Origin of the sequence: Halomonas maura, from assembly GCF_030409305.1 — a bacterium.
In the GTDB taxonomy this organism is placed as follows: Bacteria; Pseudomonadota; Gammaproteobacteria; order Pseudomonadales; family Halomonadaceae; genus Halomonas; species Halomonas maura.
This window is the reverse complement of sequence record NZ_JAUFPQ010000009.1, coordinates 363,114-379,523: the sequence shown is the minus strand read 5'-3', so window position 1 is coordinate 379,523 and position 16,410 is coordinate 363,114. Positions and strand designations below refer to the sequence as shown.

At 67.6% G+C, this 16,410-nt stretch carries 18 protein-coding genes; 13 read left to right on the top strand and 5 right to left on the bottom strand.

Annotated elements, in window-relative coordinates; all coding sequences use genetic code 11:
• Positions 1-65: 65 nt before the first annotated feature.
• Positions 66-1,643: an ABC transporter substrate-binding protein gene (locus QWY76_RS03845; RefSeq protein WP_290309785.1), complete on the bottom strand. Its 1,578-nt coding sequence runs from the start codon at positions 1,641-1,643 to the stop codon at positions 66-68.
• Between the two features lie 196 nt (positions 1,644-1,839).
• Positions 1,840-2,493 (bottom strand): carbonate dehydratase, encoded by a 654-nt coding sequence (gene can, locus QWY76_RS03840; protein ID WP_290309784.1) that lies wholly within the window; start codon positions 2,491-2,493, stop codon positions 1,840-1,842.
• A 149-nt stretch (positions 2,494-2,642) separates the two neighbouring features.
• Here can and gorA point away from each other — a divergent pair, with 149 nt between their 5' ends.
• The 4 genes from gorA (at position 2,643) to QWY76_RS03820 (ending at position 6,708) form a co-directional block, all read left to right on the top strand.
• Positions 2,643-4,004, top strand: a complete 1,362-nt coding sequence (gorA, locus tag QWY76_RS03835; RefSeq protein WP_290309783.1) for a glutathione-disulfide reductase — start codon at positions 2,643-2,645, stop codon at positions 4,002-4,004.
• 258 nt (positions 4,005-4,262) lie between these two features.
• On the top strand, positions 4,263-4,841 hold the full coding sequence (ectA, locus tag QWY76_RS03830) for a diaminobutyrate acetyltransferase (RefSeq protein WP_290309782.1): 579 nt from the start codon (positions 4,263-4,265) through the stop codon (positions 4,839-4,841).
• 81 nt (positions 4,842-4,922) lie between these two features.
• Entirely contained in the window at positions 4,923-6,188 is a 1,266-nt protein-coding gene (ectB, locus tag QWY76_RS03825; RefSeq protein ID WP_290309781.1) for a diaminobutyrate--2-oxoglutarate transaminase, read from the top strand.
• A 106-nt stretch (positions 6,189-6,294) separates the two neighbouring features.
• Positions 6,295-6,708 (top strand): ectoine synthase, encoded by a 414-nt coding sequence (locus QWY76_RS03820; protein WP_290309780.1) that lies wholly within the window; start codon positions 6,295-6,297, stop codon positions 6,706-6,708.
• Between the two features lie 69 nt (positions 6,709-6,777).
• Here the strand turns inward: QWY76_RS03820 and QWY76_RS03815 are convergent, their stop codons facing one another.
• On the bottom strand, positions 6,778-7,896 hold the full coding sequence (locus QWY76_RS03815) for a tyrosine-type recombinase/integrase (protein WP_290309779.1): 1,119 nt from the start codon (positions 7,894-7,896) through the stop codon (positions 6,778-6,780).
• A gap of 627 nt (positions 7,897-8,523) precedes the next feature.
• Positions 8,524-9,075: a DUF3833 domain-containing protein gene (locus QWY76_RS03810; protein WP_290309778.1), complete on the bottom strand. Its 552-nt coding sequence runs from the start codon at positions 9,073-9,075 to the stop codon at positions 8,524-8,526.
• A gap of 395 nt (positions 9,076-9,470) precedes the next feature.
• Between QWY76_RS03810 and QWY76_RS03805 the strand changes: the two genes are divergently transcribed.
• From QWY76_RS03805 to QWY76_RS03765, 9 genes are all read left to right on the top strand, one after another.
• The gene (locus QWY76_RS03805; protein ID WP_435388941.1) at positions 9,471-10,259 is read left to right on the top strand and encodes an ATP-dependent zinc protease family protein; all 789 of its coding nucleotides are present in this window, start codon (positions 9,471-9,473) and stop codon (positions 10,257-10,259) included.
• Between the two features lie 17 nt (positions 10,260-10,276).
• Positions 10,277-11,788 (top strand): inactive transglutaminase family protein, encoded by a 1,512-nt coding sequence (locus QWY76_RS03800; protein WP_290309776.1) that lies wholly within the window; start codon positions 10,277-10,279, stop codon positions 11,786-11,788.
• Positions 11,789-11,792: 4 nt separating this feature from the next.
• The gene (locus QWY76_RS03795) at positions 11,793-12,782 is read left to right on the top strand and encodes an alpha-L-glutamate ligase-like protein (protein WP_290309775.1); all 990 of its coding nucleotides are present in this window, start codon (positions 11,793-11,795) and stop codon (positions 12,780-12,782) included.
• Between the two features lie 164 nt (positions 12,783-12,946).
• Positions 12,947-13,516 carry a hypothetical protein gene (locus QWY76_RS03790; RefSeq protein ID WP_290309774.1) on the top strand — a complete coding sequence of 190 codons (570 nt, stop codon included), beginning with the start codon at positions 12,947-12,949 and terminating at the stop codon, positions 13,514-13,516.
• Between the two features lie 79 nt (positions 13,517-13,595).
• Positions 13,596-14,048 (top strand): Fur family transcriptional regulator, encoded by a 453-nt coding sequence (locus QWY76_RS03785; RefSeq protein ID WP_290309773.1) that lies wholly within the window; start codon positions 13,596-13,598, stop codon positions 14,046-14,048.
• A 20-nt stretch (positions 14,049-14,068) separates the two neighbouring features.
• Positions 14,069-14,518: a phosphoribosyl-AMP cyclohydrolase gene (gene hisI / locus QWY76_RS03780; protein ID WP_290309772.1), complete on the top strand. Its 450-nt coding sequence runs from the start codon at positions 14,069-14,071 to the stop codon at positions 14,516-14,518.
• Between the two features lie 4 nt (positions 14,519-14,522).
• The gene (gene yidD / locus QWY76_RS03775) at positions 14,523-14,843 is read left to right on the top strand and encodes a membrane protein insertion efficiency factor YidD (protein ID WP_290309771.1); all 321 of its coding nucleotides are present in this window, start codon (positions 14,523-14,525) and stop codon (positions 14,841-14,843) included.
• 87 nt (positions 14,844-14,930) lie between these two features.
• The gene (locus tag QWY76_RS03770; protein WP_290309770.1) at positions 14,931-15,515 is read left to right on the top strand and encodes a DJ-1/PfpI family protein; all 585 of its coding nucleotides are present in this window, start codon (positions 14,931-14,933) and stop codon (positions 15,513-15,515) included.
• A gap of 93 nt (positions 15,516-15,608) precedes the next feature.
• On the top strand, positions 15,609-16,010 hold the full coding sequence (locus QWY76_RS03765; RefSeq protein WP_290309769.1) for a ribbon-helix-helix domain-containing protein: 402 nt from the start codon (positions 15,609-15,611) through the stop codon (positions 16,008-16,010).
• Here QWY76_RS03765 and QWY76_RS03760 read toward each other — a convergent pair.
• A complete protein-coding gene (locus QWY76_RS03760) occupies positions 15,974-16,405 on the bottom strand; it encodes a SufE family protein (RefSeq protein WP_290309768.1) in 432 nt (143 codons plus the stop codon). The two genes, QWY76_RS03765 and QWY76_RS03760, sit on opposite strands and share 37 nt — an antisense overlap.
• Between the last annotated feature and the right edge of the window lie 5 nt (positions 16,406-16,410).

Sequence of the window (16,410 nt, the reverse complement as noted above, 5' to 3'; positions counted from 1 at the left end):
CGCGCCAGGGAGCGTGTCACCGGGTCAGGGTTTCGGGCTTGCCGGCCCGGGTGGGCCGGCGTGGCTTACTCTTCCGCGATGACCAGGTCCCCGAGGTAGGGGAAGTTCATCACGTTGAGGACCGGCGCGATGTCGGCGTTGTCGGTGGCGGCCCAGGCCAGGTCCTGCCAGTGCAGCGGGATGAAGGCCGCGTCGTCATACAGCGCCTGCTCGACCTGCTGGAGCATCTCGGCGCGCTTGGCGAGGTCGACCTCCAGGTTGGCCTCGGCGACCAGCTGGTCGAGCTCCGGATTGCAGTAGTTGCCGGCGTTGTACTGGCCGGCGCCGCTGTCGGCATCCGGGCAGGCAGTGAGGTACTCGTGGAAGTTCGCCGAGTCCTCGGTGTCGGCGTGCCAGCCGATCATCATCATGTCGGCGGCGCGGTCGTCGTATTCGCCCCAGTACTGGGCCTTGGGCAGGGTCTTGAGATCCACGCTGACGTTGATGCGCGCCAGCATGGCGGCCACCGCCTGGGCGATCTTGGCATCGTTCACGTAGCGGTTGTTGGGCGCCATCATGGTGATCTCGAAGCCGTCCTCATAGCCGGCCTCGGCCATCAGCTGCTTGGCCTTCTCCAGGTCATGGCGCGGCGCGAGGCTGTCGACATGGCCGGCATAGCCCTGTGGCGAGAACTGGGCCGCCGGGGTGGCGAAGCCCTTCATCAGCCGGTCGGCGATGCCTTGCTGGTTGATGGCATAGGCGAAGGCCTGGCGTACCCGCGGGTCCTGGAAGGCCTCGACCCGCTCCTGGTTCATGTGGAAGAGGATGATCCGGGTGCCGGACATGGTGACCAGCTTGGCGTCCTCGTCGGCGCGGATGCGCGCCAGGTCATTGGGCGGCACCGGGGCGATGAAGTCGACATCGCCGGAGAGCAGCGCGGCCACGCGGGTAGCGTTCTCGCTGATCGGCGTCATGACGATCCTGTCGACGTTGCCCGGCGAACTCTCGTCCCAGTACGCGTCGTTGCGCTCGAAGGCGATGCGCACGCCCTGCCGGCGATCGGTGACCTCGTAGGGACCGGTGCCGGAGAGGTGGCGCGAGGCGTAGGAGTTGCCGTTCTTGACGATCTCGTCCTTGGGATCGCCGTCGGCGTCGTTGCCGGAATAGAACGCGCTGTCCATCGGAAAGATGTAGGTGGCGAGGTTCGGCAGCAGCGGATAGGGCTTGGCGGTGGTGAATTCCACCGTGTGCGCATCGACGGCGGTGACCTCGGCGATCGGCTCGAAGATCGCCTTGAAGTCGGGGCTGCGCTTCAAGCGCTCGACGGTCCACACCACGTCCTCGGCGGTGAAGGCATTGCCGCTGTGGAACTCGACGCCTTCGCGCAGGGTCATGCGCATGGTGGTGGGGTCGACCTGCTCCCAGTCGGTGGCCAGGCGCGGCTCGAACTCGAGGTCCCGGGTCCAGCGCACCAGCGGGTCGAAGGTCATGTGGGAGAGCTGCAGGATGCCGCCGGACAGCTGTTCGTGGATATCGAGCGAGACCGGGTCGGCGTCGTAGGCCATGCGCAGGGTGGTCTCGGCCTGGGCGGCGGCCGGGCTCAGGGCAGCCGTGGTCATGGCGGCGCCGATGACGCTGGCCAGCAGAGTCTTGTTGAGTGTCATGTGTCGTTCCGTGCCGGATGGATTGTTGTTGGAGGCGCCTCGGCGGGCGAGGCGCAGAAGCAAACGACCGTTTCGGTACGTCCCTCAACATAGGAGGCCGGCGGGGGGAAGACAATCGAAATGGTGACTTGGCTCATGCGCCCGACGCATAACGGGGTCGGGCGCCGGTGCCGTGGACTCGGTGGTTGCGGCGGGCTCAGTCGCTGTCGGCGGACATGACACGATCGATCCGATACAGGGTGGAGACCTGGTCCAGGCCGGTGACGCTGCACTCCAGGTCGGTGATCCGGCCGTCGCTCAGGCCGTAGACCCAGCCGTGCACGGCGAGCGCCTGGCCGCGCTGCCAGGCGCGCTGGATGATCTTGGTGCGGCACAGGTTGTTGACCTGGGCCTGGACGTTGAGCTCGCACATGCGGTCGACCTGCTGCTCCAGCGGCAGATGCTCGAGGGTCGGGCGATGCAGGCTGTAGAGCTCGCGTACCGAGTGCAGCCAGTAGTCGACGATACCGCACTCGCCGCCGGTGACCGCGGCCTTGACGCCGCCGCAGCCGTAGTGGCCGACGATCATGATGTGCTTGACCTTGAGCACGTCCACGGCGAACTGCACCACCGACAGGGCGTTCATGTCGTTGTGATGGAGCAGGTTGGCCACGTTGCGGTGGACGAACACCTCGCCCGGCGGCAGGTCGATGATCTGGTTGGCCGGCACCCGGCTGTCCGAGCAGCCGATCCACAGGTAATCGGGATTCTGCTGCTGGGAGAGGCGGGCGAAGAAGTCGGGATCCTGGCGGCTCACGCTCTCCGCCCAGTCGCGGTTGCGCTCGAGCAGCTGCTTCATCTCGGTTTTCATGGTGGGGTCTCTTATGAACAGGCCATCTGACCGATAGCATTTTTTATTACCGGCATAGCGCCGGTCAATGGCCTCGGGCCTCCCTGGCGCTGCCGGTGGCTGGTATGATCGCTGCCACTTCACGCTCACCCACTTCTCAGGAGATTCCTGTGTCCGAGTACGATTACGACCTCTTCGTCATCGGGGCGGGGTCCGGCGGCGTGCGCGCCGCCCGCACCGCCGCCGCCACCGGGGCCCGGGTCGCCGTGGCCGAGGACCGCTACCTGGGCGGCACCTGCGTCAACGTGGGCTGTGTGCCCAAGAAGCTGTACTCCTATGCGGCGCACTTCCACGAGGCGTTCGAGGACGCCGGCGGCTTCGGCTGGCAACTGCCCGGCGCGCCGGCCTTCGACTGGCCGACCCTGCGTGACAACAAGATCGGCGAGATCAAGCGCCTCAACGGCATCTACGGCCGGCTGCTGGACAACGCCGGAGTGCGCCTGATCAATGGCCGCGCGACGGTGCTCGATCCCCACCACGTCGCGGTGGCCGGGGAGACCATCAGCGCCGAGAAGATCCTCGTCGCCGTGGGCGGTTGGCCCTGGGTGCCGGACTTCCCCGGCAAGGAGCTGACCGTCAACTCCAACCAGGTCTTCGACCTCGATACCTTCCCCGAGCGTTTCCTGGTGCTGGGCGGTGGCTATATCGCCGTTGAGTTCGCCAGCATCTTCAACGGCCTGGGCAGCGAGTCCCACCTGGTCTATCGCGGCGAGCTGTTCCTGCGCGGCTTCGACCGGGAGGTGCGCGAGTTCACCCGCGACGAGATGGCCAAGAAGGGCGTCGACCTGCACTTCGAGGCCAACATCGAGGCCATCGAGAAGGTCGACGGCGGCCTGAAGGTGATCCTGACCAACGGCGAGACCCTGGAGGTGGATGCCGTCCTCGCCGCGACCGGTCGGCGTCCCCACCTGGAGGGGCTGGGCCTCGACCAGTTCGACCTGGCCACCAACGCCGATGGCAGCCTGCGGGTCAACGAGCGCTTCGAGACATCGGTGCCCTCGATCCTGGCGCTGGGCGATGTCATCGGCGGTCCCGAGCTGACGCCGGTGGCCCTGGCCGAGGCCATGCAACTGGTGGAGCACCACTACGGCGAGACCACGCCGGCCCCCCTGGACTACGCGCGGATCGCCACGGCGGTGTTCTGTCATCCCAATATCGGCACCGTGGGCCTGTCGGAAGGGGAGGCCCGCGAGCAGTGCGGCGAGATCCGGGTCTACACGGCGGACTTCCGGCCGATGAAGCACACCCTGTCCGGGAGCAGCGAGCGCTGCCTGATGAAGCTGATCGTCGATGACGCCAGCGACGTGGTGGTGGGCGCCCACATGGTCGGCGAGGAGGCCGGCGAGGTGATCCAGGGCATCGCCATCGCCGTGCGTGCCGGGCTGACCAAGGCCCAGTTCGATCAGACCGTCGGCATCCATCCCACCGGGGCCGAGGAGTTCGTGACCATGCGCAGTCCCACGCGGCGCTGAACGGTCCCCGACCGGCGAGGCTGTCATCTCCTCGTCACGCCAGCGGGCCACCCTCACGAGGGTGGCCCGCTGGCGTTTGGGGCCGGGGCATGCCGTTCGCCGGGTGGACTAGACTGGGAGAAGGCCGTGCCTTCCGGGGAGCCCAGGGCATACTATAATTTCGTATTATGGTTTGTCGGCAGCAGGATAACCTGCTTTTTGAAAAGGAGGTAAGCGGCTGCTATGATGCCCCTCAAATTCGCTACAGCGAACACCCTAATGAACGCAACTACCGAGCCCTTCATTCCCTCCGCCGACCTGGCCAGGCCCAGCGTGGCCGATGCCGTGGTCGGCCACCAGGCCACCCCGCTGTTCATCCGCAAGCCCAGCCCCGACGATGGCTGGGGGATCTACGAACTGGTCAAGTCCTGCCCGCCGCTGGATGTCAATTCCGCCTATGCCTACCTGCTGCTGGCGACCCAGTTCCGCGACAGCTGCGCCGTGGCCACCAACGAGGAGGGCGAGATCGTCGGCTTCGTCTCCGGCTACGTGAAGAGCAACGCCCCGGACACCTACTTCCTGTGGCAGGTCGCCGTCGGCGAGAAGGCCCGCGGCACCGGCCTGGCCCGGCGCCTGGTCGAGGCGGTGATGAGCCGTCCGGAGATGGACGAGGTCCACCACCTCGAGACCACCATCACCCCCGACAACCAGGCCTCCTGGGGGCTCTTCCGGCGCCTCGCCGACCGCTGGCAGGCACCGCTCAACAGCCGCGAGTACTTCTCCACCGACCAGCTCGGCGGCGAGCACGACCCCGAGAATCTCGTCCGTATCGGTCCCTTCCAGACCGACCAGATCTGACACCCGATGTGGCAGCGCCGGCCCGACGCGGACCGGCACGGCACCCCTTTATCCGCCGATTCTTACCGACAGGAGGTCGCAATGCAGACCCAGACCCTCGAACGCATGGAATCCGATGTACGGACCTATTCCCGCTCCTTTCCCGTGGTCTTCACCAAGGCGCAGAATGCTCGCCTGACCGACGAGGACGGCCGCGAGTACATCGATTTCCTGGCCGGCGCCGGGACCCTCAACTACGGCCACAACAACCCGCACATCAAGCAGGCGCTGGTCGACTACCTGGCCTCCGACGGCATCGTCCACGGGCTGGACTTCTGGACCGCCGCCAAGCGTGACTACCTCGAGACCCTGGAAGAGCTGATCCTCAAGCCGCGGGGCCTGGAGTACAAGGTCCACTTCCCGGGACCGACCGGCACCAACGCCGTCGAGGCGGCGATTCGCCTGGCCCGCGTGGCCAAGGGCCGTCACAACATCGTGACCTTCACCAACGGCTTCCACGGCGTGACCATGGGGGCGCTGGCCACCACCGGCAACCGCAAGTTCCGCGAGGCCACCGGCGGCATCCCGACCCAGGGCGCCGCCTTCCTGCCGTTCGACGGCTACCTGGGCGAGGGCACCGACACCCTCGACTACTTCGAGAAGCTGCTCGGCGACAAGTCCGGCGGCCTCGATGTGCCGGCCGCGGTCATCGTCGAGACGGTGCAGGGCGAGGGCGGCATCAACGTCTCCGGCCTGGAGTGGCTCAAGCGCCTGGAGGGCATCTGCCGTTCCCACGACATCCTGCTGATCGTCGATGACATCCAGGCCGGTTGTGGCCGTACCGGCAAGTTCTTCAGCTTCGAGCACGCCGGCGTCACCCCGGACATCGTTACCAACTCCAAGTCGCTGTCCGGCTTCGGACTGCCCTTTGCCCACGTGCTGATGCGCCCCGAACTCGACAAGTGGAAGCCCGGCCAGTACAACGGCACCTTCCGCGGCTTCAACCTGGCCTTCACCACCGCCGCGGCCACCCTGCGCCAGTACTGGAGCGACGACAGCTTCGAGCGCGATGTCCAGCGCAAGGGGCGCGTGGTCGCCGATCGCTTCCAGAAGCTCGCCGCCTGGCTCACCGAGCAGGGCATCGAGGCCTCCGAGCGGGGGCGCGGCCTGATGCGCGGCATCGACGTGGGTTCCGGCGACATCGCCGACAAGATCACCGCCAAGGCCTTCGAGAACGGCCTGGTCATCGAGACCAGCGGCCAGGACGGGGGAGTGGTCAAGTGCCTGTGCCCGCTGACCATCACCGACGAGGATCTCCTCGAGGGGCTCGACATCCTGGAGGCCAGCGCCAAGCAGGCCCTCAGCTGATATGCTGATTGGTCACCGGGTCGGCCGCGCCGGCCCGGCGGCCCGCTCACCGGTCGTCCACGGCGGCACCGTGGCCGACCCGCCATAACACAACTGGAGAGCCTCCATGATCGTTCGCAATCTCGAGGAAGCACGCCAAGGGGACCGCCTGGTCAGGGCCGAGAACGGCAACTGGGACAGCACGCGCCTGTCGCTGGCCGACGACGGCGGCAACTGCTCCTTTCATATCACGCGGATCTACGAGGGCACCGAGACCCATATCCACTACAAGCACCACTTCGAGGCGGTGTTCTGCATGGAAGGGGAAGGCGAGGTCGAGACCCTGGCCGACGGCAAGATCTGGCCGATCAAGCCGGGTGACATCTACATTCTCGACCAGCACGACGAGCACCTGCTGCGGGCCAGCAAGACCATGCACCTGGCCTGCGTGTTCACGCCCGGCCTGACCGGCAAGGAAGTGCATCGTGAGGACGGCTCCTACGCGCCGGCCAACGAGCCGGACGACGAGACGCCGCTCTAAGCCACCAGGCGGTGTGATCCAAGGCCCCGGGCTACTGGCCCGGGGCCTTGTCGTGTCCGGACGGGGCGGCTAGAACAGGCCCTTGGCCAGCTCGGCGGCCTTGTGGCGGTAGGCGTCCTTCTCGTCCCGCACGTAGGCCTCGGTGGTCGCCGAGTTGGCATGGCCGAGCAGCACCTGCAGCTCGCGTATCGACATGCCCTGTTCGTGCATGAAGGTGGCGAAGCTGCGACGCAGGTCATGCGGCGTGACCGCTTCGCCCAGCAGCTCGGCACAGCGCCGTCTCGCCTTGCCCAGCACGTAGTTGATCACGCCCAGCGTCAGGCCGTTCTCGCCGATGACAGGGGTCGCGCGGTTGTTCCAGTAGGGGCAGAAGAGGGCGCCGCTGTCATAGCCGCGCTCGGTCTCCAGGTAATCGAGCAGCGCCCGCCAGACCGGCTCCGGCGGCACCACCAGGCGCTCCTTGTTGCCCTTCCCGTGAATATGGATCTCCTGGGTCCGGAAATCGATATCCCGGGGCACCCGTATCCGGGTGACTTCCTCCCGGCGAATGCCCAGGGAGGCCATGAAGGTGATGATCAGCGCATTGCGCCTGGCGGTCGGGGTACCATCGGAGGCCGCCGCCCGGATCAGGCCACGCAGCGTCGCGATATCGTGGGCACGGCCCTTGGGCTTCCTGGGATTGCTGGCCGGCCGGATCGCCCGAATCCTCTCGAAGGTGTCGGGCGACATGACCTCCATCGCCCAGGATTCCTTCGCGGTGCCTTTCAAGGCGGCCAGGTAGGCGTTGCGGGTGCTCGCCTTGTAGCCCGCATCCCGCAGGTGAGCGAGGATGAAGTGGACCACCGGTGCCCGCAGGTCGTGCCAGACGAGATGTTCGTAGTCCTCGGCGCCGAACAGGCGAGCCATGTGGTTGAGCAGGTAGAGCTTGCCACGGGCACCGGACGGGGAGTTCTGCGTCTGCAAATGGACGTGGGCGGGATTCTCGAGCCGGGGAATGGGCGCGTGGCTGACACGCATCACGGGACGCGAGGCATCGATGGCGCCGGGGCGATCCCGGTGGCCGGCAGGCAGGTGCGGGCGGTGACGCGGCGTGGGCTTGCGACCGTCGGCCGGCCCGGCGGCGTCCGGAGGGGGGGCCGGGGCGAGACGCCCGTCGCTGTCGCGATCGTCCTGATGGAACCCGCTCATGGTGTCGGTCCTTGTCATTCGCTGTGGCAGGAACGCCTGGGCGTGCATGGCCCACCGAGACGCCTAACATGATCATTTTACGGATTTTTTCGTCCGGCGCGATGATCCGGTGGTGGCGCCGCACCGCAGGCAACCCGACAGGCATGGCGAGGCAGTGGATGGCCCTGTGAATGAGTCAATTTGATCATAACGTCAATTATGTTCAATTTGATTCACGATCAGGACCACCCCGGCCCACGCCATATCCACCGGCCCGATGACCCGCTTTGCGTACCGCAGCTGCCGAGCGTCGCGGGCAACGCCGGCACCCGTCGTCACGCGAGGATGGCGTGAGTCATCGCGCCCCTTGCCCGGGCACGCGCACCCGTCGATGTCTTGGGGCGTAGTCCCGAGCGAAACCGCCTTGCTGGCCGCGGCAATGCCGGCCAGGGTGGTCCATTGCCGGGAGGGCCGCCGGCACGGGGGGCAGGTTCCCGGGCCGGCGACTCTCGCGAATTGCGTGGCGAGGAGGGCGTTCGCGCCCGGGTCGCTGGCAGGGGCCTGGCATCGCCGCCTTGCCGGCGGCCGATTCGCGCATCTCGTCCAGGGAGCACGACCGCTGCCCGAGGCTCTCGCGGCCCGTCGGGCTCAGCGATCCATCGTGCCGAACACGATGGTGATCTCCGCCAGGGTCACGCCGAACTTCTTCATGGCCGTTCGGTTGATCAGTCGCCCATCGGGCTGCAGGTACATCCAGTCATCCATGGTGAAGGTGATGTCCCGATCCTCCACGTGGACCTGCAGCGGGTAACGCATATGAAAGACATGGCCGGCTTGCCGGGCCTCGACGATGCCCTCGACATCATCGGCGCGGCCGCGCCAGCGGTTCTCGCCGGCACGCTCGAAGCGCCAGACCCGACGATCGGCCTCGCCATCCGCATAGGCGAAGCGCTCGTCCAGGATCAGGGTATCGCCGTCGAGTCGGCCATCGATGGTGACGGTGAAGCGTCGCTGCACCTCACCCTTGTAATCCTGGACCATGCCCCAGGCCCGGGTCTCGCCAGCGAAGTAAGCGGCGATATCGAGCCGGGGAGTGGTGCCGGCGTAGTGCTCGACATCCACGCTGCGGCAACCGATCACGAGCGACAGGACGGCCAGCGGGGCGAGCCATGTCCAGGGTCGGCGCCTATTCTTGTACATTTTCTGTTTCTCGTGACGGACATGTCCAAACATCCTAGCCCAGTTGCCCGGACGCCACCATGCGATACGCCAACCCGTGCCGAGGCGACTGAGGTATAGTGGCCGGCAGCGCCATGCGCCGTGACTTCGTAGAATATATATTATGTTAAATCAGTGGTGGGCCCATGCCCACCTGTCGCCATTGGCCCCTCACTCGCCTTGGGCCCGGGGCTTGCATGACAGCTCACCGTGGACAGTCGCGGCCCGCCTCCTTATCATCGCCGCATTCGTTTATTCGCTCGAACGTCCCGGCGTTCGATTCCTCGGTCTGCACAAAGGACGCTTCCGACATGCCGTTACGCCCCCCGTTGATGTTGTCTCTTCTCGGACTGACGTGGCTTGGGGGATGTGCGCTCGTGCCTGCGGATCGCCCCGAACCCCCCGAGCCCCTGACCCCGCCGGCCTTCGAGGCGCGCATCGACCGCCTCGAGGAGACCCTGTCGGCACGCTGCGATGCCCGGGAGATGCTCGCCCAGCATCGCCAGCAGCAGCAGCGGCTGACCAGCGATGTCCGCGAAGTGGGCAGCCTGCTGCGCGGCCTGAGCGGAGATGTCGCGGGCCTGAGCGCCGACGCCGCCGACTCGCCGTCGGTCGCCGACTGCCCGGCCGGCGATGAGCGCCTGGCCAACAAGACACTGCTGGGTCGCACCGAATGGATCGGCCTCCCCGGCGTCGGCACCTACCTCGAGGCGCGCATCGATTCCGGCGCCAACACCTCGTCGCTGTCTGCCGCCGAGATCACCCCCTTCGAGCGTGACGGCGAGGACTGGGTCCGCTTCAAGCTGGGCCTGAACGACGAGGATGGTGTGGTCGACGCCGTGCGCGATGACTGGATCGAGGCCCCGGTGGAACGCCGCGTGCGGGTCGTCCAGGCCAACGGCGAGCAGTCACGCCCGGTCATCAGCCTGCTGATGACCCTGGGATCGATCCGCGAGACCGTCGAGTTCACCCTGACCGATCGCATTCCCCTCGACTATCCCGTGTTGCTGGGCCGTCGCTTCCTGATGGACATCGCCGTGGTCGACGTGGCCCAGGAGCATGTCCACGAGCGCCCCAGCTTTCCCGACAATGGCCCGGCAACGGACGACGGCGCCAACGCACCCGACGGTGATGCCGAGCAGGACTCCGGCTCCGCCTCCCCCTGATCCCCAAGGAAGATGTAATGTCCCGACTGCCCTTCTACCTGGTCGTCGCCCTCCTGATCGTCATCGGTATCGGCATGAGCGTGCATCGCCACGTCGAATTCGAAGTGCCCTGGACGCCTGGTGAACAGCGCCAGGTGTGGGAGATCGAGGCCCAGGTCAACTTCCGCGCCGACGGCGGCCCCGCCAAGGTGGAGATGGCCCTGCCCTCCACCCAGGATGGCTATCGCGTGCTCACCGAGCATACCGCCTCGCCGGGTTACGGGCTGACCTTCCTCGAGGAGAACGGCAGCCGTCGCGCCCAGTGGTCGATCCGTGAGGCGCGCGGTAGCCAGCAGCTCTACTACAGCGCCCAGTTGCTGGTCGCCCCCCAGGCACGGGATGCCGACCGGCCGACGCCGGAGCCCCTGCCGGCGGTGGTCTGGGAGCGTCCCTATGACACCGCGGCCAGCGAGGTCATCGAACGCGCCTGGTCGCGCAGCTCCGACCCGCTCACCTTCGCCCGGGAACTGATCGGCGATTTCACCGACGAGCGCCAGAGCGAGAACACCCGCCTGCTGCTGACCCAGTTCGATCGCGTGCCGCTGCTGGTGCGGTTGCTCAATCAGGCCGGCGTGGCGGCCCGAGAGGTCAACGGACTGATGCTCGATCACGGTCGCCGCCGCCAGAGCCTGACGTCCTGGATCCAGGTCTATGACGACGACCGGCGGGCGCTGTTCAACCCCGTCGACGGTAGCCAGGGCCGGCCGGACAACCTGCTGCTGTGGGAGGCCTCGGGCCAGTCGGTACTGGAGGTCCAGGGGGGCTCCAACTCGCGGGTGACCTTCTCCATGCTGTCCCGCAACCAGCCCGCCGCGGCGGCCGTGCGCAACCAGCTGGCCAGGGGCTCGGACACGCTGCTGAACTTCTCGATCCATAGCCTGCCCCTGGAAGAACAGGCGCTGTTCCAGACGATCCTGCTGCTGCCGATCGGCGCCCTGGTGGTGGTCCTGCTGCGCGTCCTGGTGGGCATCAAGACCTCGGGCACCTTCATGCCGGTGCTGATCGCCCTGGCCTTCATCCAGACCACCCTGGTGACCGGGCTGATCGGCTTCCTGCTGGTCGTCGCGGTGGGGCTGGTGATCCGCAACTACCTGTCCTACCTGAACCTGTTGCTGGTGGCGCGAGTCACGGCGGTGATCATCACGGTCATCGCCATCATCTCGCTGTTCTCGGTGCTGTCCTACCGCTTCGGGCTGAATGCGGGGCTGCAGATCACCTTCTTCCCGATGATCATCCTGTCCTGGACGATCGAGCGCATGTCGATCCTCTGGGAGGAGGAAGGCCCCAAGGAGGTGCTGATCCAGGGCGGCGGCAGCATGCTCACCGCGGTGCTGGCCTACCTGGCCATGAACAACCCCTGGATTCGGCATATCACCTTCAACTTCCTGGGGGTACAGCTGATCCTGATGGCGTTGATCCTGCTGCTGGGCAACTACACCGGCTATCGACTGCTCGAGCTGCGCCGCTTCAAGCCGGTGACGGAGGACTGACGCCATGTGGACCTCTCCCGGCCGCCTGAAGGCCAAGGGCATCATCGGCATGAACCGCCGCAACATCCGCTATATCGGTCGCTACAACGACCGGCGCCTGTACCCACTGGTCGACGACAAGCTGCAGACCAAGCTGCTGGCCCAGCAGCATGCGATCACCACGCCGGCGCTGATCGGCACGGTGACCACTCAGTTCGGCGTCAAGCATATCCGCGAGATGCTCAGCGGACACGCCGGCTTCGTGATCAAGCCGGCCAAGGGCAGCGGCGGCAAGGGGATCCTGGTCGTCGAGCGGGTCGACGGCGGCGATTACATCAAGCCCAGCGGCACGCGACTGTCCCTCGAGGACGTGGAGCGGCATGCCTCCAACATCCTGTCCGGCCTGTACTCCCTGGGCGGCTCGCCGGACGTGGCGCTGATCGAGTCGCTGATCAACTTCGACGAGACCTTCGGCGAGTACACCTACGAGGGGGTGCCCGACATCCGGGTCATCGTCTTCAAGGGCTACCCGGTGATGGCCATGATGCGGCTGTCCACCGCCGCCTCGGACGGCAAGGCCAACCTCCACCAGGGGGCGGTGGGCGTGGGGATCGACATCGCCACCGGCACCGCCATCCGCGGGGTCCAGTTCGACCGGGCGCGTCATGACCATCCGGACACCGGCCACGAGCTGGCCAGCCTGTGCATCCCGGGCTGGCAGCCCCTGCTGCTGCTCGCGGCGGGCTGTTACGAGATGACCTCGCTGGGCTACCTGGGCACCGACATGGTGCTGGATCGTGACCATGGCCCCATGCTGCTCGAGCTCAATGCGCGCCCCGGCCTGGCGATCCAGATGGCCAACGGCGAGGGGCTTCGTCCGCGGCTCGACCTGATCGAGCGGCAGCCCGAGGGCATCGGCATCGAGGAACGGGTCGCCTTCGCCCAGCGCCACTTCGCCCGCCGCAGCGAACTCGCCAGCACCGAGGCTCCGCCGGTGGCCGTCACCAGCGCCTGAGCGGAACGCCGCGTGGATCGCCAGCCTCTTCATACCCAAGCATGAAATTGAAGCCTCATCCGGCTGTCGCGGGGTAAACCTGACCTCGGTCAAGGTGCCCCGCTCCCCAGCCCTCTACCCTTGCCTCCCATAATAATCACGTCGCAGCCACGGGAGGCCGCCTCATGTCACCCCCCCATCCCCGCGAATTCCCCGCCGTCCTGCTGCCCGGCGAGCTCCTGGCCCTGGCCGGCGATCACGAATGCCAGGAGATGGGCCACTATCGCTGCCTGGCCTTCCGCTTCCTGCCCTTCGGTCGGGGTATCAGCCGCCTGATGGCGACCCTGGGCATCGAGTGCGAACGGCGCCTGACGGAAATCCTCCGCTCCGCCCGTGAGCTTGCCCCGCCAGCCTCGCGTGCCGTGCCCCCGACGGCGCCTGGCAGGCAGGCAGCTGCGGCCTCCGGGCTGATCGCCGGTCGCGGCCAGGCGCTCCGCGCGCTGAAGCTGGCCGAGGCCCGAGCCGAGCACGCGGTGCGGGTGGCGACGCATCTCGAGGAGGTCAATGCCACCCCCTTCCTGCAGCCACTGCTGCTCGGCATGCTCGCCCAGAAGCAGGCCGAGCGGCATATCCTCGCGGAGCTGGTGGTGGCATATGACGGAGAGCATGCCGAGGATGCCCGGCTGGCCGCTCACGACTGGCCGCGGGGCTGGCTGGCGGGGGCCAGGCGACTGCCCGGCCTGTCCTCCGGCTGAGGGCAACGGCGCGGTGGCTGGCTCCCTCGGGGCGTGGCGCGTAGAATGTGGCCTTCATCCCAAGACCCGCATGGCCAGCATGACCGATTCCCGCGCCCTGATGCACCAGGCCGAGCGACAGTGCCGTCGCCGCGGCGTGCGCTTCACCCCCATCCGCCAGCGGGTGCTGCAGATGATCGCGGACACCCGCGGCGGCCTCAAGGCCTACGACCTGCTGGACCGCCTGGCCACGGAACATGCCGCGGCACGGCCGCCGACGGTGTATCGCGCCCTGGAGTTCCTGATCGACCAGGGCCTGGTTCACCGCATCGAGTCGCTCAACGCCTATGTCGCCTGCCCCTGTCCCGAGCATGCTCACGGCTTCCAGTTGCTGATCTGCCGCGACTGCGGCCGCGTCGAGGAGCTGCACCTGGATGACATCAACGAGCAGTTGGGCGCGCGGGCCCGGGAGCTGGGCTTCGCCGTCCAGCGCCAGACCATCGAGCTGCTCGGCCAGTGCGATACCTGCCGCTCGGCCGCCGAGGCCCTCTGACCGTGATTGCCGGAGACCGCATGTCCGATACCTTCAAGGCGCTGGAAGGCGCCGCCCGTGACAGCCGCCAGCCGCTGCCCGAGATCCTCGCCGCCATCCGCTTCAATGCCGAGGGGCTGATCCCGGCCATCGCCCAGCAGCATGACAGCGGCGAGGTGCTGATGATGGCCTGGATGAACCGCGAGGCCCTGGAGGAGACCCTGCGCAGCGGTCGGGTCTGCTACTGGTCGCGCTCGCGTGGCAAGTTGTGGCGCAAGGGGGAGTCGTCCGGCCAGCAGCAGCTGCTGCGGGCCGCGGCCCTGGATTGCGATGGCGATACCCTGCTGCTGCAGGTCGACCAGACGGGGCCGGCCTGCCACAGCGGCCGACGCAGCTGCTTCTACGTGGCCCTCGAGGGCGACCAGGCGCGGGTGACCAGCGACCCGCTGGTCGACCCCGTCACCCTCTACGGCGCCGGGACGCCGCGCTGAGCCCATGACGGCACGGCACGACCGCGGCGCGAGGCGCTGGCTCGGCCGGGCGCTGATCGGCCTGGTCCGGGGCTATCAGCTGGTGCTGAGCCCGCTGCTCGGCCCGCGCTGCCGCTACTGGCCGAGCTGTTCGCACTACGCCATGGAGGCCATCCGGGTGCACGGCCCGGGCCGTGGCGGCTGGCTGGCGCTGCGTCGGCTGCTGCGCTGCCACCCGGGCTGCCCCGGGGGAATCGACCCCGTCCCGGGCGGGCCCAGCGAGGCGCTGTGCCATGACGACCCCGAGCTCGACGAGCACTTCCGCTGCCGGGGCGAACGGACCTAGCCCCGGGTGTAGTAGCGGGCTACCACCCGCCCCGCGAGCGCCCGTGCCAGACTGACCTCTCCGCGCAATGCCAAGAGGAGAACCGCCATGTCCGGCAAGCGAATCCTGATGCTCTGCGGCGATTTCGCCGAGGACTACGAGACCATGGTCCCCTTCCAGGCCCTCCAGGCCGTGGGACACAGCGTCGATGCGGTCTGCCCCGACAAGCGCCCCGGCGATACCGTGGCCACGGCGATCCACGACTTCGAGGGCGACCAGACCTACACCGAGAAACCGGGCCATCGCTTCGCCCTGAATGCCAGCTTCGCGGAGGTCGACCCGGCCACCTACGATGGCCTGGTGATTCCCGGCGGGCGAGCGCCGGAGTATCTGCGGCTCGATGGCCGGGTGATCGAGATCGTGCGCCACTTCTTCACGGCGGACAAGCCGGTGGCGGCCGTCTGCCATGGCGCCCAGCTGCTCGCCGCCGCCCGGGTGCTCGAGGGACGCCGCTGCTCCGCCTATCCGGCCTGTCGCCCCGAGGTGGAACTCGCGGGGGGCCACTATGCCGATATCGCCGTGGACGCTGCAGTGACCGACGGCAACCTGGTCACCGCGCCGGCCTGGCCGGCCCATCCCGCCTGGCTCGCCCAGTTCCTCGAGCGGCTCGGCACCCGCATCGACCACGCCTGAGGCCCGGCTTGCCGATCCCCCTGCCAGGCGGCATGCTGTCGCCTGGCACCTCGTGCGGTGCGCCAGAACCATGCCGCCAAGGAGATCGGGATCATGTGCAAGCTATTCACCGGCGCCGACCCCGCCCTGTGGGAGTCGCAGACCCGCTCCATGCGCCTCGACGGGGTGAGCACCAGCGTGCGCCTCGAGGGGTTCTTCTGGGGCGTGCTCGAGGAGATCGGCCGGCGCGACGACCTGGGGCTGAGCCAGCTGCTCACCCGGCTGTCCCGGGAATGGATCGAGTCGGGGCGCGACGTCGATAACTTCGCCTCCTTCCTGCGCGTCTGCTGCGGGCGCTACTACGCCCTGCAGCTCGCCGGGGAGGTGCCGACGCGCCACGATGCGCCCATCGCCGACCTGGATGCCGAGGCCATCCTGGCCCGGGAGCACCGGCGTCGCCACGCCGCGACCGGGGCCCGTCAGGCCGAGGCCGCTTCCTGCCCGGCCACGCGGTAGATCCGCTCCAGCATGGCGTTCAGGCCGTTGCTGCGGGTCGGCGACAGGTGCTTGTCGAGGCCCAGGTCGGTGAGGAAGTGCGGGCTGGTGGCACGGATGTCCTCGGGGCGCCGGTCGTTGTAGATGCGCATCAGCACGGCGATCAGCCCCGAGACGATGGCCGCATCGGAGATCGCCTGGAAGTGCAGGCGCTCGCCCTCCCGCGCGTGGCGCATCCAGACATTGGACTGGCAGCCCTGGATCTTCAGCTCCGCGACCTTCCACTCGTCGGGAAAGGCCGGCAGCTGCTTGCCCATGTCGATGATGTACTGGTAGCGATCCATCCAGTTGTCGAACATCTCGAACTCGTCCAGCAGTTCCTGCTGGGCCTGTTCGGCGGTGGTCTCTGTGCTCATGGGAA